The 18728-nt window shown below is 68.4% G+C and carries 17 protein-coding genes and 2 tRNA genes; 11 read left to right on the top strand and 8 right to left on the bottom strand.

From position 1 onward, the window contains the following. Both smc and EPL03_RS18760 read left to right on the top strand, forming a co-directional pair. The gene (gene smc / locus EPL03_RS18755) at nucleotides 1-3585 is read left to right on the top strand and encodes a chromosome segregation protein SMC (protein WP_135830056.1); all 3585 of its coding nucleotides are present in this window, start codon (nucleotides 1-3) and stop codon (nucleotides 3583-3585) included. After that, nucleotides 3578-4582 carry a segregation and condensation protein A gene (locus EPL03_RS18760; protein WP_135830057.1) on the top strand — a complete coding sequence of 335 codons (1005 nt, stop codon included), beginning with the start codon at nucleotides 3578-3580 and terminating at the stop codon, nucleotides 4580-4582. Before smc ends, EPL03_RS18760 begins: the two co-directional genes overlap by 8 nt. 500 nt (nucleotides 4583-5082) lie before the next feature. On the opposite strand, the gene mtnP is transcribed toward EPL03_RS18760, so the two are convergent. Further along, complete coding sequence (gene mtnP, locus EPL03_RS18765; RefSeq protein WP_135830058.1) at nucleotides 5083-5937, bottom strand: S-methyl-5'-thioadenosine phosphorylase; 855 nt, start codon at nucleotides 5935-5937, stop codon at nucleotides 5083-5085. Nucleotides 5938-6150: 213 nt separating this feature from the next. Here mtnP and EPL03_RS18770 point away from each other — a divergent pair, with 213 nt between their 5' ends. Next, a complete protein-coding gene (locus tag EPL03_RS18770; protein WP_135830059.1) occupies nucleotides 6151-6564 on the top strand; it encodes a TRAM domain-containing protein in 414 nt (137 codons plus the stop codon). Between the two features lie 84 nt (nucleotides 6565-6648). Here the strand turns inward: EPL03_RS18770 and EPL03_RS18775 are convergent, their stop codons facing one another. From EPL03_RS18775 to EPL03_RS18795, 5 genes are all read right to left on the bottom strand, one after another. Continuing rightward, the gene (locus tag EPL03_RS18775; RefSeq protein WP_135830060.1) at nucleotides 6649-7377 is read right to left on the bottom strand and encodes a hypothetical protein; all 729 of its coding nucleotides are present in this window, start codon (nucleotides 7375-7377) and stop codon (nucleotides 6649-6651) included. Between the two features lie 103 nt (nucleotides 7378-7480). Continuing rightward, nucleotides 7481-8407, bottom strand: coding sequence for a DMT family transporter (locus EPL03_RS18780; RefSeq protein ID WP_135830061.1), 927 nt, complete (start codon nucleotides 8405-8407; stop codon nucleotides 7481-7483). An 86-nt stretch (nucleotides 8408-8493) separates the two neighbouring features. Then, nucleotides 8494-9000 carry a CBS domain-containing protein gene (locus EPL03_RS18785; protein ID WP_135830062.1) on the bottom strand — a complete coding sequence of 169 codons (507 nt, stop codon included), beginning with the start codon at nucleotides 8998-9000 and terminating at the stop codon, nucleotides 8494-8496. Nucleotides 9001-9091: 91 nt separating this feature from the next. After that, on the bottom strand, nucleotides 9092-9388 hold the full coding sequence (locus EPL03_RS18790) for a hypothetical protein (protein ID WP_135830063.1): 297 nt from the start codon (nucleotides 9386-9388) through the stop codon (nucleotides 9092-9094). 353 nt (nucleotides 9389-9741) lie between these two features. Then, nucleotides 9742-9893, bottom strand: a tRNA-Met gene (locus tag EPL03_RS18795). A 141-nt stretch (nucleotides 9894-10034) separates the two neighbouring features. On the opposite strand from EPL03_RS18795, the gene cmk reads away from it, so the two are divergent. After that, nucleotides 10035-10610 carry a (d)CMP kinase gene (cmk, locus tag EPL03_RS18800; protein ID WP_135830064.1) on the top strand — a complete coding sequence of 192 codons (576 nt, stop codon included), beginning with the start codon at nucleotides 10035-10037 and terminating at the stop codon, nucleotides 10608-10610. 4 nt (nucleotides 10611-10614) lie between these two features. Continuing rightward, complete coding sequence (locus EPL03_RS18805) at nucleotides 10615-11544, top strand: RNA-guided pseudouridylation complex pseudouridine synthase subunit Cbf5 (RefSeq protein ID WP_135830065.1); 930 nt, start codon at nucleotides 10615-10617, stop codon at nucleotides 11542-11544. Between the two features lie 100 nt (nucleotides 11545-11644). Here EPL03_RS18805 and EPL03_RS18810 read toward each other — a convergent pair whose 3' ends face one another. Beyond that, nucleotides 11645-12088 (bottom strand): hypothetical protein, encoded by a 444-nt coding sequence (locus EPL03_RS18810; protein ID WP_244605279.1) that lies wholly within the window; start codon nucleotides 12086-12088, stop codon nucleotides 11645-11647. Between the two features lie 115 nt (nucleotides 12089-12203). On the opposite strand from EPL03_RS18810, the gene EPL03_RS18815 reads away from it, so the two are divergent. From EPL03_RS18815 to EPL03_RS18825, 4 genes are all read left to right on the top strand, one after another. Then, nucleotides 12204-13325, top strand: a complete 1122-nt coding sequence (locus EPL03_RS18815; protein ID WP_135830066.1) for a succinylglutamate desuccinylase/aspartoacylase family protein — start codon at nucleotides 12204-12206, stop codon at nucleotides 13323-13325. Between the two features lie 69 nt (nucleotides 13326-13394). Beyond that, nucleotides 13395-13465: transfer RNA gene (locus EPL03_RS18820), tRNA-Pro, on the top strand. A gap of 115 nt (nucleotides 13466-13580) precedes the next feature. Continuing rightward, nucleotides 13581-13718, top strand: a complete 138-nt coding sequence (locus tag EPL03_RS20230; protein WP_168216277.1) for a hypothetical protein — start codon at nucleotides 13581-13583, stop codon at nucleotides 13716-13718. A 31-nt stretch (nucleotides 13719-13749) separates the two neighbouring features. Then, entirely contained in the window at nucleotides 13750-14463 is a 714-nt protein-coding gene (locus EPL03_RS18825; protein ID WP_135830067.1) for a class I SAM-dependent methyltransferase, read from the top strand. A 271-nt stretch (nucleotides 14464-14734) separates the two neighbouring features. Here the strand turns inward: EPL03_RS18825 and ilvD are convergent, their stop codons facing one another. After that, on the bottom strand, nucleotides 14735-16459 hold the full coding sequence (gene ilvD, locus EPL03_RS18830) for a dihydroxy-acid dehydratase (protein WP_135830068.1): 1725 nt from the start codon (nucleotides 16457-16459) through the stop codon (nucleotides 14735-14737). Between the two features lie 218 nt (nucleotides 16460-16677). Between ilvD and EPL03_RS18835 the strand changes: the two genes are divergently transcribed. Together EPL03_RS18835 and EPL03_RS18840 are read left to right on the top strand one after the other, a co-directional pair. Next, nucleotides 16678-17640 carry a glycosyltransferase gene (locus EPL03_RS18835; RefSeq protein WP_135830069.1) on the top strand — a complete coding sequence of 321 codons (963 nt, stop codon included), beginning with the start codon at nucleotides 16678-16680 and terminating at the stop codon, nucleotides 17638-17640. Nucleotides 17641-17708: 68 nt separating this feature from the next. After that, nucleotides 17709-18698, top strand: a complete 990-nt coding sequence (locus tag EPL03_RS18840) for a beta-ribofuranosylaminobenzene 5'-phosphate synthase family protein (protein WP_135830070.1) — start codon at nucleotides 17709-17711, stop codon at nucleotides 18696-18698. Nucleotides 18699-18728: the final 30 nt, after the last annotated feature.

An 18728-nucleotide genomic window follows, 5' to 3' on the forward strand; every position in this document is an offset into this window, starting at 1 on the left:
ATGCACATCAAAAAGCTCGTCCTGGACAACTTCAAGAGCTTCGGACGCAGGACCGAGATACCGTTCTACGAGGACTTCACGACCGTCTCGGGTCCGAACGGCTCGGGCAAGAGCAACATCATCGACAGCGTGCTGTTCGCGCTCGGACTTGCCCGGACGCGGGGGATACGGGCCGAGAAGCTGACCGACCTCATCTACAACCCCGGTCACGCCGACGGCAGCGAGGAACGGAGCGGAACCCGCGAGGCCAGCGTGGAAGTCGTACTCGACAACGGCAGCGGGACCCTCGACCGGACGCAGGTCGTCAACGCCGCCGGCTCCGAGAACGTGGGCGAGGTCGACGAGATAACCATCAAGCGCCGGGTCAAGGAGACCGACGACAACTACTACTCGTACTACTACCTCAACGGCCGGTCGGTGAACCTCTCGGACATCCAGGACCTGCTGGCCCAGGCCGGCGTCACGCCCGAGGGGTACAACGTCGTCATGCAGGGCGACGTGACCGAGATAATCAACATGACGCCGTTCGAGCGCCGGGAGATAATCGACGAGATAGCCGGCGTGGCGGAGTTCGACGCCAAAAAAGAGGACGCCCTGGCGGAGTTGGAGACGGTCAAAGAGCGCATCGACGAGGCCGAGTTGCGAATCGAGGAGAAGCGCGACCGACTCGACCAGTTGGCCGACGAGCGCGAGACCGCACTGGAGTATCAGGGCCTTCGCGAGGAGAAAGCGGAGTACGAGGGCTACCTGAAGGCCGCCGAACTCGAAGAGAAGCGCGAGGACCTGTCGAACACGCGCGAGGACATCGCAGACCGCGAGGACGAACTCGCCGACCTGCAGGCCGAACTCGACGAGCGGCAGGGCAAGGTCGTCCGACTCGAGGACGAGTTGGAGGAGCTCAACGCCGAAATCGAGCGCAAGGGCGAGGACGAACAGCTCCGCATCAAAAGCGAGATAGAGGAGGTCAAAGGCGAGATATCTCGGCTCGAAGACGCGGTCGAATCGGCCGAGGAGAAGATAGCCGACGCCGAGAACGAGCGCCGCCAGGCGTTCGTGGAGATAGACCGCAAGCAGGAGGACGTCGAAGAACTGGAGAGCGACGTCCGCGACGTCAAGATAGAGAAGTCGTCGGTGAAGGCCGACCTGCAAGGCAAGCGGACCGAACTCGACGAGATCGAAGCCGAAATCGAGGCGGTCGACACCGAGTACGACGAGGTGAAGGCCGACCTCGCCGAGAAGCGCGACGAACTGGAGGAACTCAAGAGCGAGCGCAACGACCTCCAGCGCGAGCAGGACCGACTGCTCGACGAGGCCCGGCGACGGTCGAACGCCGAGAGCGAGGCGGAGACCGAACTCGACGCGGCCCGCGAGCGCATCCCCGAACTCGAAACCGAACTGGACGACCTCGAAGACGAGCTCGCGAAGGCCGAGCGCAACCGCGACCAGATCGAGGAGGTAGTCGAGGACCTCAGACGGCAGAAGCGCGAGCTACAGGACGACCTCGATTCGGTCGAGGACGAGCTACAGGCCAAACAGCAGGAGTACGCCGAACTCGAAGCCAAGGCCGACCAGGGCGGCGATTCCTCGTACGGGCGAGCGGTCTCGACCGTGCTGAACGCCGAGAAGCCGGGCGTCCACGGCACGGTGGGCCAACTCGGCGGCGTGAGCCAGCGGTACGCGACGGCGTGTGAGACGGCCGCCGGCGGGCGGCTGGCCAACGTGGTCGTCGACGACGACGGCGTGGGCCAGGACTGCATCGAGTACCTCAAGTCCCGCAACGCCGGCCGAGCGACCTTCCTGCCGCTGACCGAGATGCACGACCGGAGCCTGCCCTCGGCCCCGAGTGCGCCCGGCGTCGTCGACTTCGCGTACAACCTCGTCGACTTCGACGCCCGGTACTCGGGCGTGTTCTCGTACGTGCTGGGCGACACGCTGGTCGTCGAGGACCTCGACGTCGCCCGGGACCTCATGGGCGACTACCGGCTGGTGACGCTCGACGGCGAACTGGTCGAGAAGAGCGGCGCGATGACCGGCGGCTCGAAGTCGGGGTCCCGCTACTCCTTCTCGAAGTCGGGAAAGGGGCAACTGGAGCGAATCGCCGAGCGCATCAACGAGTTGGAGGACGAGCGCCGGTCGGTCCGCGAGGACGTCCGCGACGTCGAGGAGCGGCTCGACGACGCCCGCGACCGGAAGGGCGACGCCACCGACCAGGTGCGGTCCATCGAGGCCGACGTCGAGTCCACCGAGGCCGATCTCGAGGACGCGAACCAGGAGATAGACGACCTCGAAGCGAAACTCGACGAGCTGGCGGCCGAACGCGAGGCGGTCGACGAGCAGATGCAGGAGGTGGAGGCCGACATCGACGACCGCGAGGACGACATCGCGGCGGTCGAGGACGCCATCGCCGAGTTGGAGGCCGAACTGGAGGACTCCCGGATTCCGGAGCTCACCTCGAAGGCCGAGGACATCGAGGCCGAGATCGACCAGTACGAGGACCGCATCGACGAACTCGACGGGGAACTCAACGAGTTGCAACTGGAGAAGCAGTACGCCGAGGAGGCCATCGAGGACCTCCACGACGACATCGAGCGGGCCCAGAACCGGAAGGCCGACCAGGAGGAGCGGATAACCGACCTCGAGGGCAAGATAGCCGACCAGGAGGCGCTGCTCGAACAGAAGCGCGAGGCGGTCGCGGACCTCGAAGACGAACTCGCCGACCTCAAAGACGAACGCGCGGACGTCAAGGACGACCTCCGGGCCGCCCAGCAGGCTCGCGACGACAAGCAGTCGGAGGTCGAGTCGGTACAGAACCGGCTGGAGAGCCTGCGCCGGGCCGAGGACCGACTGGCCGAGGACGTCGCCGACCTCGAAGAGCGGGTCGGTGAGTACGAGGCCGACGAGATTCCCGACTTGGACGCGGTCGAGGACAACATCTCGCGGCTCGAACGTCAGATGGAGGCGCTCGAACCCGTGAACATGCTGGCCATCGAGGAGTACGACGACGTGAAGGCCGACCTCGACAACCTCGAAGAGCGCAAGACGGTGCTGGTCGAGGAGCGCGAGGGGATACGCGACCGCATCGAGTCGTACGAGGACCAGAAGAAGGCGACGTTCATGGACGCCTACGAGGCCATCGACGACCAGTTCGAGGACATCTTCGAGCGCCTCTCGAACGGCACGGGCGAACTCCACCTCGAAGACGAGGCCGACCCCTTCGACGGTGGCCTGACGATGAAGGCCCAGCCGGGCGACAAGCCCATCCAGCGTCTCGACGCGATGTCGGGCGGCGAGAAGAGCCTGACCGCGCTCGCCTTTATCTTCGCCATCCAGCGGTACAACCCCGCGCCGTTCTACGCGCTCGACGAGGTCGACGCCTTCCTCGACGCCGCAAACGCCGAGCGCGTGGGCGAGATGGTCGACGAACTCGCGGGCGACGCCCAGTTCGTCGTGGTGAGCCACCGGTCGGCGATGATGGAACGCTCGGAGCGCGCCATCGGCGTCACGATGCAGGGCGACAACGTCAGTACCGTGACGGGCATCCAGTTGGGCGAGGACGGCGAGGAGGAGGTGCCGGCGGATGACTAGCGAGGAGCGACGCTCCTCGGAGAACGCGAGCGGCGAAGCCGCGAGCAGCGAGGAGCGACGCGACGAAGACGGCTTCTCCCTGACCATCGCGGACCACGAGGCCGAGACGCGCGAGCGCGAGGACGACGCGACTCCCGACCCCGACGCCATTCTCGGCGAGGAACTCGACGTCGAGACCGACCCGGACGACGAGGAGGCCGAGCCGGTCGAACTCCTCGTCCAACTGGCCGAGTCCGGCGAGATAGAGCCGTGGGACATCGACATCGTGCGGGTCACCGACAAGTTCCTCGACGCGCTCGACGAGGCCGACCTCAGGACCTCCGGCCGGGCGCTGTTCTACGCCAGCGTCCTGCTCCGGATGAAGAGCGACGCCATGCTGTCCGACGACGACGAGGAGGAGCCCGAGGAGTCGTGGGACGACTGGGAGCCGGGGATGGACGCACCGATGCCCGACGACCCCGAGGGCGACCGCCCGGCCTACGACCCGGTCGCCAGTCTCGAAGCCGAGATGGACCGTCGGATGGAGCGCAAGACCGCACGGGGAACGCCCGAGACGCTCGACGAACTCGTCCGGGAGTTGCGAGAGCGCGAGCGCGATTCGTGGTGGAAGGACTCCCGGAGCTACGACACCACCGACTCGCCCAGCGGGTTCGACCGCGGTACCCAGACGCTGGACTACCGGCCCGACGACGCGATGCGGGTCGACGACGAGCCCACGGCCGACGAGACGCTGGGCAACGCCCACGACGAGGACATCGAGGCGGTCATCGACGACGTTCGCGAGGAACTGTCGACCCACTACGACGCTGGCCGCGAGGAAGTGCTGTACGCCGAAGTAGAGACGGCGGGCGGAACCCGTATCGAGACGTTCCTCGCGGTGCTGTTCCTCTCCCATCGCGGGGTCGTCACGCTGGATCAAGACGAGATGTTCGGCGACCTCTGGGTGGTGGATGCCGACGCGGAAGACGACGTGGAGACGCCGGCGATTGCGGACTAGGGACCGGTCGACTCTCGCGGCGGTCGACATTCGGATTCTCGTTTCGTCCACTCGAACCGGAGTCTCGTCTCATACACTGATGAACTTCTCGCTGGCGCGCGCGTCGCTCGCGCGCGAGGGACGAGTGAGCGGAGCGAACGAGGAGGCTGGGGAGGGGTGAGGTCCGTCGTTGCGGTTGCGGTGCGGTTTCCCTAGGTCTCGGACGTAGCTAGCTTCTCCGGTACGAAACGTCGTGTTGTGAGTGCCGAAGGAGCTAGCTACGTCCGAGACCTATGAGTATCCGCACAGCACCGCATCCGCGACCACACCGCACAGCGCGGGCCTCTCAGACCGCCCCAGCCTCGGCGGCCGCATAAACGCCGTCGGACGAACCGCGTCCGACGAGCCTGCACTCGCTTCGCTCGCGCAGACGCGACCGCCTCCTTCGCGCGCGCCAGCCGGAAAAGTCGAATTTCGCTTCGCCAGTGCCCGTCCGCGGACACTCGTTCCAGTCCGTCGTCTCAGTCCAGATACTCGCCGAGGAACAGGTCCACGCGGTCGCGGGTCGCCTCGGGAATCGAGTCGGTCGGCGTGTTTATGGTCCCCTCCAGGGCCGACCCGCAGTCACAGTCGCGCTCGTCGGGCATGTTCCGGACGGCGTGTTCGACGACCTGCTTGATGGCCTCCTCGTTGGCGGCCGCGTTCTCCAGCACCTCGCCGAGCCGGTCCTCGTTCTCGCCGTGCCACACGCCCCAGTCGGTGACGCCGGCAATCGTGGCGTAGCACATCTCGGCCTCGCGGGCGAGTTTGGCCTCCGGGATGGTGGTCATGCCGATGACGTCCCAGCCCTGCTGGCGGTAGAACTCGCTCTCGGCCCGGGTCGAGTACTGGGGGCCTTCGATGCAGACGTACGTTCCGCCCTTCTCGGCGTCGGCGTCGGTGGCCGATTCGGACGCGTCCGCGAGGTGGTCGACCATGTGGGGGCAGTACGGTTCGGCGAACTCCATGTGGACCACGACGCCGTCGCCGAAGAACGTCGAGTCGCGGTGCTTGGTCCGGTCGAACGTCTGGTCGGGTACCACGAGCGTCTGGGGCGGGAGGTCCCCGCGCAGGGTGCCGACCGCGTTGCTCGCCAATACGCGCTCGACGCCGACCTGCTTGAGCGCGTGGATGTTGGCCTTGTACGGCGCGTTGGTCGGCGTGTACTGGTGGTCCGGGCCGTGGCGGGGGAGGAACGCCACCTCCCGGCCGGCGAGTTCCCCGATGGTGACCGGTGCGCTCGGGTCGCCGAACGGCGTCGAGACGCGTTCCTCGCGGGTGTCTTCGAGCGGGAGTGCCTCGTAGATACCGCTACCGCCGATGAAACCGATCGTCATACCACACACTCCGTGAGGGGGCACTATAATGGCTACTCATTCGGCCGGGAGCCAGCGCCGACGCCGTCCGGCGGTGAGGCCGCCCAGTACCGACGTCGTCCGGGGTCGACGCCCCGTAGTGCCGAGACCGGCGCTGCTGGCTCCCCGAACAGGCGTTCGTTGGGTAAAATTCTTTAGGACCTGACTACTTGTGTCGGACGGAGGCATATAGCCTTGGAGATCTCTGACAAACTCCTGTGTCTGTTCAGTGCTGACGTGACTATCGAGGACGACTCGTACGTCGTCGAGGTACCGCGTCGAGAGATAGAGACCGGGTCGGTCGAGCCCGGCGAGACCTACCGCGTCGCGCTCATCGCCGACGACTCGGCGTCCGCGGACGCCGAGTCCGAGAGCAAGAGCAGCGGCGGTGGCGGCACGCCCTCGCAACCCCAGCCACCGGTCGAGGAGGGCGAAATCCGCTACGTGGAGGTCGAGGACATCGGCAAGCAGGGCGACGGCATCGCCCGGGTCGAGCGCGGCTACGTCATCATCGTGCCCGACGCCGAGATCGGCGAGCGCGTCAAGGTCGAGATCACGGAGGTCAAGTCCAACTTCGCGGTCGGCGAGATAATCGAAGAGGACTTCTGAGGACGACTCTCTGGTGCGGGCGCGGTCGCCGCCGGCGACCCCGCTCGCGAAACCGCTCGGCCGGACCCCGCGTCGCGGAGGCGGTTATCGCTCGGCGGGCGCGTACTCGGGCGCGCGCTCGATTATCTGGTCGACGAGCGCGGGGACCCGGGTCCAGAGCCCGTAGTAACTGTCGGGGTCGCGCTCGACCGCGACCAGCGCGGCCTTGGCGGCGTCGTTGCCGTCGCCGTCGTACGCCACCAGCCACGTCCCCGCCAACCCGTGTCGTCCGCCGTGGACGACGAACTCCTCCGAGCCGCCCGGCACGTAGTCGGCCGCCTCGAAGAGGTGGACCTCGACGCCGTGCTCGGCGATGCGCCGGTAGCCCGCCCAATGGTCGTCCATTGCGGCGAGGCGCTGCTGACCGCCCGCGTAGAGGCGACCCCGACCAGCGCGCCACGCCAGCGCCTCGACCCGATTCGAGAGCACCCGCAGTCCGGACCTGTCGTCGTAGCCCGCCAGAAAGAGGGTGTCGGTCGGCTCGAACGGCTCGGTCCCGGCCGCCACGACGTCCGTCGGGTCGCCCTCCCGGCGGGGGTGGACGAGTGCCCCGTCGACGAGCACGTCGTCGTGGAGCGCCGCGAACTCGCGGGGCCGGTCGTCGGTGAGCGTCGTCCCGACCGTCACGTCCTCGACGTCGAGGAACGCGTCGAGCGCGTCGCCGAGGTCGTCGAGGACCGACTCCGGGCAGTCGGTGTTGAACGCCGCGAGCGTCAGCCCCTCGGGGATGGCGTCGGTCGGGGCTCGTCGGTGGCCGAATGGCGCGTCGGACATGGTCGAACCACAGGCCGTTCGAGGCAGCGTTCGATAAGCGTAGCGGCCCCGCACGGCGTCGCGTTCCCCGCGAGTTCTCCCGACGACCGATGACCGTCGAGTCTCAGCGGCGACTGACCGTCGCGCGGAGCCGGGGCAGTTCCCGGGCCAGCGTCTCGCGTTTCACCAGACAGAACCCCGCGAAGATGACGAGAAACCCCGCGACCGTGGCGAGGTCGATGCCTTCGTCGAGGAACCACCAGCCCGAGAGCGCGGCGAACATCGGCGCGACGTAGGAGACGAGATTTATCTCGATGGGGCCGAGCCGTTCGAGCAGGTCGAAATAGATCAGGAAGCCGAGCGCGCTCGCCGCGACCGAGAGGTACGCCAGCGCCCAGAGCGCTTCCGGTGCCCACTCGACGGCGGCCAGCGACTCGCCGGGCCGGGCGACGCTGGCGGCGTGCATCAACAGCGCACCGAGTACCATCGACCACGCCTCCATCGTCTCCATCGGGAGGTCGGTGTCGACGCGGCGGGTGAGGACGCTCCCGAGCGCGAACGAGACGGCGGCCGCGAACACCAGTGCCTTCCCGACCACGTCGGCCGAGAGCAGGTTGCCCGCGTCGGGCGCGCTCAGCACGGCCACGCCGACGAGTCCGAGGAACAATCCGGCGATTCCCACCGGGGTCAGTCGCTCGCTCGGCAGCAGTACGCGGGCGAATCCGGTGGTGAGGACCGGGCTGAGGCTAACCACGACCGCCGCCACCGCGCTGGTGGTGTACTGCTCGCCGACGAACAGGAAGGCGTGATAGCCCGCGATGAGAAGCGCCCCGCCCACGAACACTAACCACCATTCGTCGCGCCCGCGCGGGCGTCGCCGCTCCGACGCGACTGCGACGTAGCCAAGCATCACGACGGCGGCGACGTCGTAGCGAAGCGCGGCGAACAACACGGGCGGAAAGTACTCGAGTCCGACCTTGATGGCCATGAACGCCGACCCCCACACGGCGGCGAGCGCGACGAACAGTCCGGCGTTTCGGTATCTGCTCACGGTCGTACTGCTCGCCAGTTCGGCGTCAACGTTTCGGAGTGGCGGGACGTTGCCGGTTCCGGAATCCCGGCGTCGTCGCCCGGTGGTCAGGCGTCTGTTCGGGTCGCTCGACGCTCGTCGCGGACCGCCCGGAGCACGTCCTGTCTGGCGACGATGCCGAGCAGGCGGTCGTCCTCGTCGACGACCGGGAGTCGGTTGATGTCGCGCTCGTCGTCGGCGAGCAGGTCGAGGATACGCTCGAGGTCGTCGTCGGGACCGACCGTGACCACCTCGTCGGTCATGACGGTGCTGACGGGGTCGCCGGCGTGTTTCAGCAGGTCGAGCTCGGTGTCGAGGCTGTCCCACGAGAGGTCGATGGCGTATTCGAGCGTCTCGAGGAACGGCGGGAAGCCGACCGGAATCCAGAGGGTGCGGTCGCTGGGCTGGAACAGGTTCACGAGGTCGGACTGGGTGACGATGCCGACCACGCGGTCGTCCTCGACGACCGGGAAACCGTTGAAGTCCGCGCGCGCGAGGCGGGTCAGCACCGCGCTTACGTCGTCGTCCGGGTCGGCGGTCTCGACGTCGGTCGTCATCAGGTCGCGGGCTCGCATGGTCGACCCGTGGGCGCGTCGCACCGTATCGTTTCCGGTCCGGGCGTGGGACCCGGAGGTGAACCGCTGGACTCGGGAGGGCCGAAGCGAATCAGTCGCGGTTGTGGTCGTGGCCGGCCAGCAGCGCCGCGACGTTCAGGGCGAGCAGGCCGAGGAAGGTGAGCAGTTCGGCCTGCGAGGAGATGCCGGTGAGCAGGAGCGGCACGTAGAGGAACGGCAGGGCTATCGCCGCCCAGAAGCCGGCGGCCTCGATGGGCGTCGTGAGCGCGTGTTCGCGGTAGCGGTCGTACAGGACGGCGAGTCTGGTCCGACCGCCGGCCGTCTCGCCGGCGTCGGTGCGGGACCCCACGGCGGAGTTGTTTTCGTTCTGGAGGGTGGATTCGGGCATGGACCGTTCGACCTCGACGTATCCTTGAACGGGCAACACCATATAACGGACAGAGCGTTAGCGCGAGTTCAGCACAGTTCACCGCGAACTCGCGAAAACGGCGACGTTTTACGACGTCCGCTAAAACGATTATAAAATTTATAATCGTCTCTAAGCGATTTTCCCTCGGTGATTTTACGTGTAGAAATGTCCCGGTACCGCAGTCGATGCTGGGGTAATCAGGCGTTGCCTTCCCTCGGACAAGCGCGGCGCAACGGGACCGATGCCCAGCGTGGACTCGCGAGTCGACCGTCGGGGTATCGCGGTGGTCCCACGAGCCGGAGGCTGGCAGAAGTGGTGGAGCAGTAACAAAATGCCCGGGGAGGGCTCCGAACCCTCGATCTCCGCATGACCCAGGTCGGAGGCTCGGCGGGCCTCGTGGGCATGAGGAGGCTTCCAAGGCCTGAGCGCGCCGAATCTCAGAACCCTATGAGTGCGGCGCTATGTCCAGCTAAGCCACCCGGGCTCGGTTCCTCGTAGGCGGGTGCTACTCTTTAAAGTTCTCATCTGCGCCGGGACGTCGCCGTCGCGCACGGTGGTTTCGCGTCCGTGCGAGTCGGCCACGCGAGTTCAAAACCTCTTTCATACCGCCACGCGGAGGTAGGATATGTTGATTACAGTGTCCGGCCCGCCGGGGAGCGGCAAGAGCACGACCGCCTCCAACCTGGCCGCCTCGCTGGGACTCGACCACGTCAGCGGCGGGGACATCTTCCGGGAGCTGGCCGACGAGCGCGGCCACACCCCGCTGGAGTTCAACAAGCTCGCCGAGGAGGACGACCAGATCGACCGCGACCTCGACCGACGCCTCCGGACCGTGGCGGTCGAGCGCGACGACGTAGTGCTCGAGTCGCGCCTCGCCGGGTGGCTGGCGGGCGACCGCGCCGACTTCCGGGTGTGGCTCGACGCGCCCCTCGACGTCCGGGCCGAGCGCATCGCCGACCGCGAGGACAAATCGGTCGACGAGGCCCGCGAGGAGAGCGACGCCCGCCAGCGCAGCGAAGCCGCCCGCTACGAGGAGTACTACGGCATCGACATCACCGACCTGAGCATCTACGACCTGTCGCTCAACACCGCCCGATGGGACGCCGAGGCGGTGCTGGACGTACTCGTGACCGCCGTCGAGACGTACGACCCCGCGGTCGACGAGGGCACGTACCCCGTCGCGGTCGACTACGACTTCTGAGGCTATGCTCCGAGACCCACCCGAGAAACGCTCGCCGGAGGCGCTGCTGGCGTTCGGCGTCGTCAACCTCGACAAACCGCCCGGCCCGTCGGCCCATCAGGTCGCGGGCTGGGTGCGGGACCTGGCGGCGGTCGAGCGGGCCGCCCACGCCGGGACGCTCGACCCGAAGGTCACCGGCTGTCTCCCGGTCCTGACCGGCACCGCGACCCGGCTCTCGCAGGTGTTCCTCGAAGGCGCGAAGGAGTACGTCGCGGTGCTGGAACTCCACGACGACCCGCCGTCGGACCTCGAAGCCGTGGTCCGGGAGTTCGAGGGGCCGACGTACCAGAAGCCCCCGCGAAAGAGCGCGGTCGCCCGCCGACTGCGCGTCCGGGAGATATACGACCTCGACGTGCTGGGCGTCGAGGGTCGACAGGCGTTGCTCCGCATCCGGTGTGAGAGCGGCACCTACGTCCGGAAACTGTGTCACGACCTCGGACTCGCGCTCGGCACCGGCGCGCACATGGGCGACCTCCGCCGGACCGCGACCGACCCGTTCGACGACGCGACGCTGGTGACGATGGAGGACCTCGCGGACGCGCTCGCGCGCTGGCGGGAGGGCGAGGCGCGAGACGCCTCCGCGAGGAGCCAGGAGACCCAAAGCGACGACTCGCGAGCGGACGGCCCGGACGACTGGCTGCGCGAGGTGGTCCAGCCCGCCGAGCGCGCGCTGACCCACCTTCCGAGCGTGACCGTCGCCCCGAGCGCGGCCGAACAGGTCGCCCACGGCGCGCAGGTGTACGCGCCGGGCGTCATCGAAGCCGACGACGCCGACGACGGGCAGTTGGTCGCCTGCTTCACGCCGGACGAGGCCGCAGTCTGTCTCGGCCGGATGGTCGGCGACCCGGACGCCGAGGAGGGCGTGGCCGTGGAACTCGAACGCGTGTTGGTGTGAGAGGCGAGTACTCGACATCCCCTCTCCGGTGAACTCGAAGCGGGCGAACTCCCGCGTCTGCATGCCCGAACTCGACGAGCCAGGGACGAACCCACCGGGGTTACAGGAGTGGCCGGAGGCCGAACCGTCCGACGGCCCGGTCGAGGACGACCCGTAGTGTCGCCTCTCCGGCCGTAACCGCCAGCGTGAACCCGAGGAGAATGGGCCAGACCGTCAGGTACGACGGGAGCGGGTGGAGATGAGTCCCGTACGCCCACTGGTACGCCGTCTCGCCGAGGAGCGAGAGGGTCGCCAGTGGCGGGGAGACGAGCGAGAAGCGGCCGAACAGGTACAGTGGAACGGCCGCCGTGAGGAACATCCCGACCAGCGCGTACCCGTACCCGAACACGAGCGCTCCCGGTTCCTGCGAGGCGAAGTGGACGCCCTCCGAGAACAGCCACGAGAGGACGGCGACTGCATAGCCGACGCCCCCGAGGACCGCCACGGTACGCGCGTCGCGGAGGGTGAGCGAGTACACGTCGGGTCGTTCCACCGTCATCGTCATTAACCGGTCGGTATCTCCACTGTTCGGGTCGCTCGGTCGGAACCGGAACGACGCTCGTGACGACTCGCTTGCCACGAGGCCTACCTTTTTGCCGCCGCTCCGCCACCGCCATCCCATGCAAGTCGGAACCGCCGAATCCGAACCCGGCGAACTCGTCACGGGGTGGCTCGACGCAACCGACCTCCCGACCGGAGCGCCCGAACGCCTCCCGGTCCTCGTCGCGGAGGGCGAGGACGGCGGCGAGGGACCGACGCTCTGGATTACGGCCGCCATCCACGGCAACGAGGCCACTGGCCTCGCGGTCGCACAGGACGTGATGACCGACGACCTACCGAGCGAGATTCGCGGAACGGTGGTCTGTCTCCCGACGCTCAACCCCGCCGGACTGCGCCGCAACGCCCGCACCTCCTACTACGACGACGAGGACCCCAACCGCTACTTTCCCGACGCCGACGACGAGAGCGCGCGCCCGCCCAGCGTCCAGCAGTTGATAGACGAGCGGATATACGAGGCGTTCGCCGATTCGGCCGACGCGCTCGTCGACCTCCACACCGCCCACGTCGGGTCGGTGCCGTTCCTCATCCGCGACAGGGTCCTGTACGGCGAGCGCCGCAGCGAGGACGAAGCCCGCGACCTCGCCGACGACCTCCAAGCGCTCGTGACGGCGTTCGGCCTGCCCGTGGTCAACGAGTACGCCGCCGAGGAGTACACCGAACAGCGTCTCCAGCGCTCGACTGCGGGCGCGGCCCTGAACGAGGCCGGCATCCCGGCGTTCACCGCGGAACTCGGCGGCCACGAAGTCGTCGAGGAGCGCGTCCGCGAGGCGGGCGTCGCGGGGCTCCGGAACGTCATGCGAGAACTCGGCGTGCTGGCCGGCGACCCCGCCTCGGACGCGGTCGGCTTCGAGCCACCCGTCGACTTCCCGGTCAAGCGCGCCGTCCACCCACACACGGACGCCCCCGGCGTCGTGCGCCACCGCGTCGAGGCCGGCGACGTCGTGGCGGAGGGCGACGTAATCGCCGACGTGTGCACGCCCCACGGCGACCGGAAGACGTCGGTCCAGACCGACCACGACGGCTACGTCCTCGGCCGGACGCCCGGGGTCGCGGCCTACGAGAACGACGCGCTCGCGAGTCTGGCGGTCCGCGACGACGGCGACCTCGTCGTCGCCCGCGACTCCGAGCAGTCGTCTACCGGGAACGCGAGCGAGCCCGACGCCAGCAACGGCCGGACCTAACTGCCGGACCGAAACGAAGCGCTTAACTCGGGGACGTGCCTTCGTCCAGTTGCACGTCAACGTGCAAGCGGGACCGTGGGGTAGCGGTATCCTCAGCGCATGGGGTGCGTTGGACCTGAGTTCGAATCTCGGCGGTCCCATCAACCTTCCAACAAGCATCTCATGTTCTGGAAGTTCAGGCTCTAACACTACAAATTACTTCTTAAGGAATAGTGGAACGAATCGCGGTTTTAAGTGGTCGGAGGTGTGGGGCTGATGGCGGTTCGGCTCCCCGACGCCGGCGGTGACCGTCACACCTGCGAGTTCTGCGACGCTCACGCCGCGTCAACACTCGCGCTGGGCTGTATTCCGCTGGCCCGTCGCGGGCGGGCATATCGATGGGAGCTGGATTAATTTTATAATGTAGATATAGAAATTAAAGGGCATGGGTAGTTCGGACAGGTACGCGATAGACGACGTCGCATTCGTCGGGCGCACGGTGGGGGAGTACGAAGCGATGTTCGACCTCGACCTCTCGTCGTGGGCGGGCGAGCCGGTACTCGACTGTCCGGGCGGCGCGTGCGCGTTCGTGGCCGGGGCGAACGCTCGCGGCCTCGACGCGGTCGGTGCGGACCTGCTATACGACGTGCCGCCCGACGAACTCCGCGCGAAGTGCCGGCGCGACGTCGACACCGCCATCGCGGGCTTCGACGGCGTGGAGGACCAGTTCGTCTGGGAGTTCTACGACGGCGTCCCGGACGTGCGCGACCACTGGACCACCGCGTACCGACAGTTCGCCGCCGATTACGCCGACCACTACGACACCGACCGGTACGTGCAGGCGCAACTCCCCGACCTCCCGTTCGACGACGACTCGTTCTCGCTGGTGCTGTCCGCGCACCTCCTGTTCCTCTACGTGGACAAACTCGACCACGAGTTCCACGAGGCGTCGCTGCTCGAACTCGCCCGCGTGGCCCGCGAGGAGGTCCGAGTGTATCCGCTCGCGCGATTCGACGGGAAGCGATATCCGCGACTGGACGAGTTGCGCGCGACGCTCGCTGACGCGGGCTACGCGACCGAGGTTCGACCCGTCTCGTTCGAGTTCCTCCGAGAGGCCCCCGAGATGCTGGTGGTCGAGGTGTCGTCCGGCGCGTTCTGAGAGCGGTCGCCGATAGTGGTCGTGTTCGCAATCGCGGTTCGGTCCAACTGCGAGGGTTCTCGGCCGTGAATCGATGGGAACTGCAATCGTGACCGCCGCCGCAACCGTGACCGCATCCGCACCCGCAACCGCGACCGTGACCGCCGCGACACCTTGAGCCAGTGAAAACAGCACCGCTACCGCAACTGCGACCGCGACCGCATCCACAACCGCGACCGCATCCACAACCGCGACCGCATCCGCATCCGCATCCGCAACCGCGATTGCGTGGCTACTCCCCGTTCCGCTTCACGCCCGGATTCGTCACCGCGCCGTTCGCGGCCGACCCGAAGGCCGCGCCGTACTTCGCCAGCACGCCCGACGTGTAGTTCGGTTCCGGCGGCTCCCACTGCTCGCGGCGCTCGGCCAGTTCCGACTCCGAGACGTCGACCGACAGTTCGAGGTTCGGCACGTCGATGGTCACGACGTCGCCGTCTTCGAGCAGACCGATGGGACCGCCGACCGCCGCTTCCGGGGCGACGTGGCCGATGGAGAACCCGCGCGTCGCGCCCGAGAACCGGCCGTCGGTGAACAGCGCGACGTCCTCGGCGTGGCCCTGTCCCGCGACCGCCGAGGTGACCCCGAGCATCTCGCGCATTCCCGGTCCGCCGCGCGGGCCCTCGTTGCGGATGCAGATGACGTCGCCGCTCTCGACGTTGCCCTCCTGGACGTACTTCATGGCGTTCTCCTCGTTCTCGAACACCCTGACCGGCCCCTCGTGGCGGAGGTCCTCGTCGCCCGTCACCTTCAGCACCGCGCCGTCGGGCGCGAGGTTGCCGGTCAGCACGCGGATGGCTCCCTCCTCGTTTTTGGGCTCGTCGACGGTGTAGAGGAAGTCGGCGTCTATCTCGTCGTCGGGCGCGAGCTCGCCCGCCGCTTCCAACCGCTCTATCTCCTCGGCGATGGTGTTGCCGGTCACGGTCCCGGCGTCGCCGTGGAACAGCCCCGCGTCGAGCAGGCGGCGAATCACGACCGGGACGCCGCCGATTTCGTGGAGGTCCTTCATCACGCGCGTCCCGCCGGGCTGGAGGTCGGCGATCTTGGGCGTCCGCTTGCTGATCTCGTTGAACCGCTCTAACGGGAGGTCGATGCCGGCCTCGGCCGCCAGCGCGGGCAGGTGGAGCACGGCGTTGGTCGACCCGCCGACCGCGACCTGCAGCGCGATGGCGTTCTCGAACGATTCGACCGAGAGAAATTCCGAGGGCTTGCGACGTTCCCGGATCGCCTCGACCGCGAGTTCGCCCGCGCGCTCGGCCACCTCGTACCGCTCCTCGCTCTCGGCGAGCGGGCTCGCGCTCCCCAGCGGCGCGAACCCGAGCGCCTCCGATATCGAGGCCATGGTGTTGGCGGTGAACATCCCGCCACACGACCCCGCCCCGGGGCAGGCCTGCCGTTCGAGGTCGTCGAGTTCGCCTTCGGACATGTCGCCGTCCGCGACCGCGCCGACGCCCTCGAAGACGTGCTGGACGGTGACCTCCCGGCCGTCGTGTTCGCCGGGCATGATGGACCCGCCGTACAGGAACACCGAGGGCAGGTCCGTCCGTATCGCGGCCATCATCATGCCGGGGAGGTTCTTGTCACACCCCGCGACCGTGACGAGTCCGTCCACGTGCTCGCCGAAGGCCACCAACTCCACCGAGTCGGCGATGACCTCCCGCGAGATGAGCGACGCCTTCATCCCCTCGGTCCCCATCGAGATGGCGTCCGAGATGGTGATGGTCCCGAACTCGATGGGCATCCCGTCGGCGTCGTCGACGCCCTCGTAGGCGGCGTCGGCCACGTCGTCGAGGTGGACGTTGCACGGCGTCACGTCGGCCGCCGGGTTCGCCACGGCCACCATCGGCGAGGAGAGGTCCTCGTCGTCGTAACCCATCGCACGGAACATCGCTCGGTGGGGCGCGCGCTCGACCCCGTCGGTGACCTCGTTGCTCGGGTAGTCGTCCGGTTTTCCCGCCATACCCGGGAATCGAACCGGAGCGGCTTAAGTTGCCACACTCCAACAAGCGTTGCTGTCGAATCGGCGCTTGGCCGGCCACAACCATTTGGAGGCTCCACATCGTGTCTCGTCGTACGACTCGGCCCCACGCCTCGGGCCCGCCGCTCGACGCGACGTTACTTTCCCGATACGACCGCGTAACGAGGACATACTTTCAGGATGGCGGTCGAATGACTTGCATGGACCTGACGGTCGCAGTCGCCCACTACCCGGAGGGCGCTGGCCACGCCACGCGGATGCTCGCGGTCGCCCAGGCGTTCGAGGCCGAGGGCGCGAGGGTCGTCCTCGCCGGGGGCGGCCCGGGGTCGCGGTTCGTCGAACACAACGGCTACGACGTGTTCCGGGCCGCGCCGGTCGACTACATCGGCGACTACCAGCGGGGGTCGGTGGGCCGCGTCCTGACCCGGAGTCTCCCCTACAGCGGCAAGCGCGTGGTCGACCTCGCGGGGTGGCTTCGCCGAGAGGACCCCGACGCGCTGGTCACCGACGACATGTTCGGCGCGATGGCGGCGTCGCTGACCGGGACGCCGCTGTACGTCGTCACCCACAACGCGGCCTCCTACTACGACGCGGCGGTCGAGCAGGCGTTCACGTGGCTCCTCAACCGGTACCAGTTGGGTGCGGCCGAGTCGTTCCTCTACCCCGCGGTCTGGCCGCCCGACGAGGGCGACCCGCCGGGAGTGACCCACGTCCCGCCCATCGCGCTCGACCCCGACGGCTGTCCGCCGCCCGACGGCGACGTCGGCGTGCTGGTCGTCCCGAGCGTCTACTCGACGAACTTCGACGTGCTGGCGGAGACGCTCCGGACCGAAGGCCACGACGTGACGCTCGTGGGCTGTGACGGGTGGGACCCGGTTCCCGCGCTCCTGCCGTGGATTCGGGCCGCCGACGTGGTGGTCTGTTCGGGCTACTCGACCGTGATGGAGGCCGCCGTCGGCAAAACGCCGTGCGTGGTCTACCCGTTCACCGACGAGCAACACGGCGTCACGCGGGTACTCGAACGCCGGGGCGTCCGGGGCTTTCAGGTCGAACACTCCACCGCGCACGTCGCCCGCGCGGTCCGGCATCCGCCCCGAGCGCCCGACTACGACAACGGCGTCGGACGGGTCGCCGACCGAGTCCTCTCGGCGCTCGTCGGATAGCGACGCTGTCGCTCGACAGTGTTGCCACTATCGGAACCGCGAACCCCGAACGGGACGAAATCGCGGCCATGACACGGGTCGCGGCCGGCGGGCGGCTCCACTTCGGATTCCTGAACCTCTCGCTGGCCCACGAGCGCCTCTACGGCTCGCTCGGGGTCGCGCTCGACGAGCCGCTCGCGGTCGTGACTGCCGACCCCGCCGAGGCGGTTCGGTGCGACCACGAGACCGGCCGCGAGTACGCCCGGCGCGCGGTCGAACTGCTCGACGTCCGGGGCGCCGACGTGACCGTCGAGCGAACCCTGCCCCGCCACGTCGGGCTCGGGAGCGGGACCCAGCTCGCGCTCGCCGTCCTCGCGTCGGTGGCTCGCGCGCACGGCCGCGAGCCGCGGGTCCGCGAGCGAGCGCCCGAACTCGGCCGTGGCGGGCGGAGCGGCGTCGGCGTCGCGGCGTTTTCGTCGGGTGGGTTCGTCCTCGACGCCGGCCATCCCACCGAGCGGTTCACCGCCGACCGGCCGCCCGAGGGCGAGTGGTCGGTCCCGCCAGTCGCGGCCCGCCACGAGGTGCCCGACGACTGGCGGTTCGTAATCGCGCTCCCCGACGCCGAGCCGGGGCGGAGCGGCGACGGCGAGGACGCGAGCATGCGGTCGGTGGTCGAGCGCGCCGACCCCGCGCTGGCCGACGAAATCGCGACGGTCGTCACTCGGCGCGTCCTCCCCGCGGTGGCGACCGGCGACCCGGAGGCGTTCGGGGCGGCGGTCGCGGAGGTTGGCCGGCTCAACGGCGCGTGGTACGCCGACGAGCAGGGCGGCGTCTACCGACCGCCGGTGGGTCGGCTGGTGTCGGCGCTGTCGGAGTCGCCGGCGATAGCAGGCGCTGGCCAGTCGTCGTGGGGGCCGGCAGTGTACGGCGTGACCACTGCGGACCGGGCGGCGACCGCCCGCGAGGCGGCCCGGGAGGCGCTGTCGGCGACCGACGTCGGCGGCGAGGTGGTGGTCGCCGAGCCGCGAAACCGGGGTGCTCGAGTCGGAGACGGTGATGGCGAAGCCCTCTCGGGATAAGCGGACTGGCGGTCGCGGGTGGAGTCGCGG

The organism is Halorussus halobius (assembly GCF_004765805.1).
Taxonomy (GTDB): domain Archaea; phylum Halobacteriota; class Halobacteria; order Halobacteriales; family Haladaptataceae; genus Halorussus; species Halorussus halobius.

Coding starts and splice junctions, on each gene's coding strand:
- smc (WP_135830056.1), top strand. CDS start 1: ATGCACATCAAAAAGCTCGTCCTGGACAACTTCAAGAGCTTCGGACGC.
- EPL03_RS18760 (WP_135830057.1), top strand. CDS start 3,578: ATGACTAGCGAGGAGCGACGCTCCTCGGAGAACGCGAGCGGCGAAGCC.
- mtnP (WP_135830058.1), bottom strand. CDS start 5,937: ATGACGATCGGTTTCATCGGCGGTAGCGGTATCTACGAGGCACTCCCG.
- EPL03_RS18775 (WP_135830060.1), bottom strand. CDS start 7,377: ATGTCCGACGCGCCATTCGGCCACCGACGAGCCCCGACCGACGCCATC.
- EPL03_RS18785 (WP_135830062.1), bottom strand. CDS start 9,000: ATGCGAGCCCGCGACCTGATGACGACCGACGTCGAGACCGCCGACCCG.
- EPL03_RS18790 (WP_135830063.1), bottom strand. CDS start 9,388: ATGCCCGAATCCACCCTCCAGAACGAAAACAACTCCGCCGTGGGGTCC.
- cmk (WP_135830064.1), top strand. CDS start 10,035: ATGTTGATTACAGTGTCCGGCCCGCCGGGGAGCGGCAAGAGCACGACC.
- EPL03_RS18805 (WP_135830065.1), top strand. CDS start 10,615: ATGCTCCGAGACCCACCCGAGAAACGCTCGCCGGAGGCGCTGCTGGCG.
- EPL03_RS18810 (WP_244605279.1), bottom strand. CDS start 12,088: ATGACGATGACGGTGGAACGACCCGACGTGTACTCGCTCACCCTCCGC.
- EPL03_RS18815 (WP_135830066.1), top strand. CDS start 12,204: ATGCAAGTCGGAACCGCCGAATCCGAACCCGGCGAACTCGTCACGGGG.
- EPL03_RS20230 (WP_168216277.1), top strand. CDS start 13,581: ATGGCGGTTCGGCTCCCCGACGCCGGCGGTGACCGTCACACCTGCGAG.
- EPL03_RS18825 (WP_135830067.1), top strand. CDS start 13,750: ATGGGTAGTTCGGACAGGTACGCGATAGACGACGTCGCATTCGTCGGG.
- ilvD (WP_135830068.1), bottom strand. CDS start 16,459: ATGGCGGGAAAACCGGACGACTACCCGAGCAACGAGGTCACCGACGGG.
- EPL03_RS18835 (WP_135830069.1), top strand. CDS start 16,678: ATGGACCTGACGGTCGCAGTCGCCCACTACCCGGAGGGCGCTGGCCAC.
- EPL03_RS18840 (WP_135830070.1), top strand. CDS start 17,709: ATGACACGGGTCGCGGCCGGCGGGCGGCTCCACTTCGGATTCCTGAAC.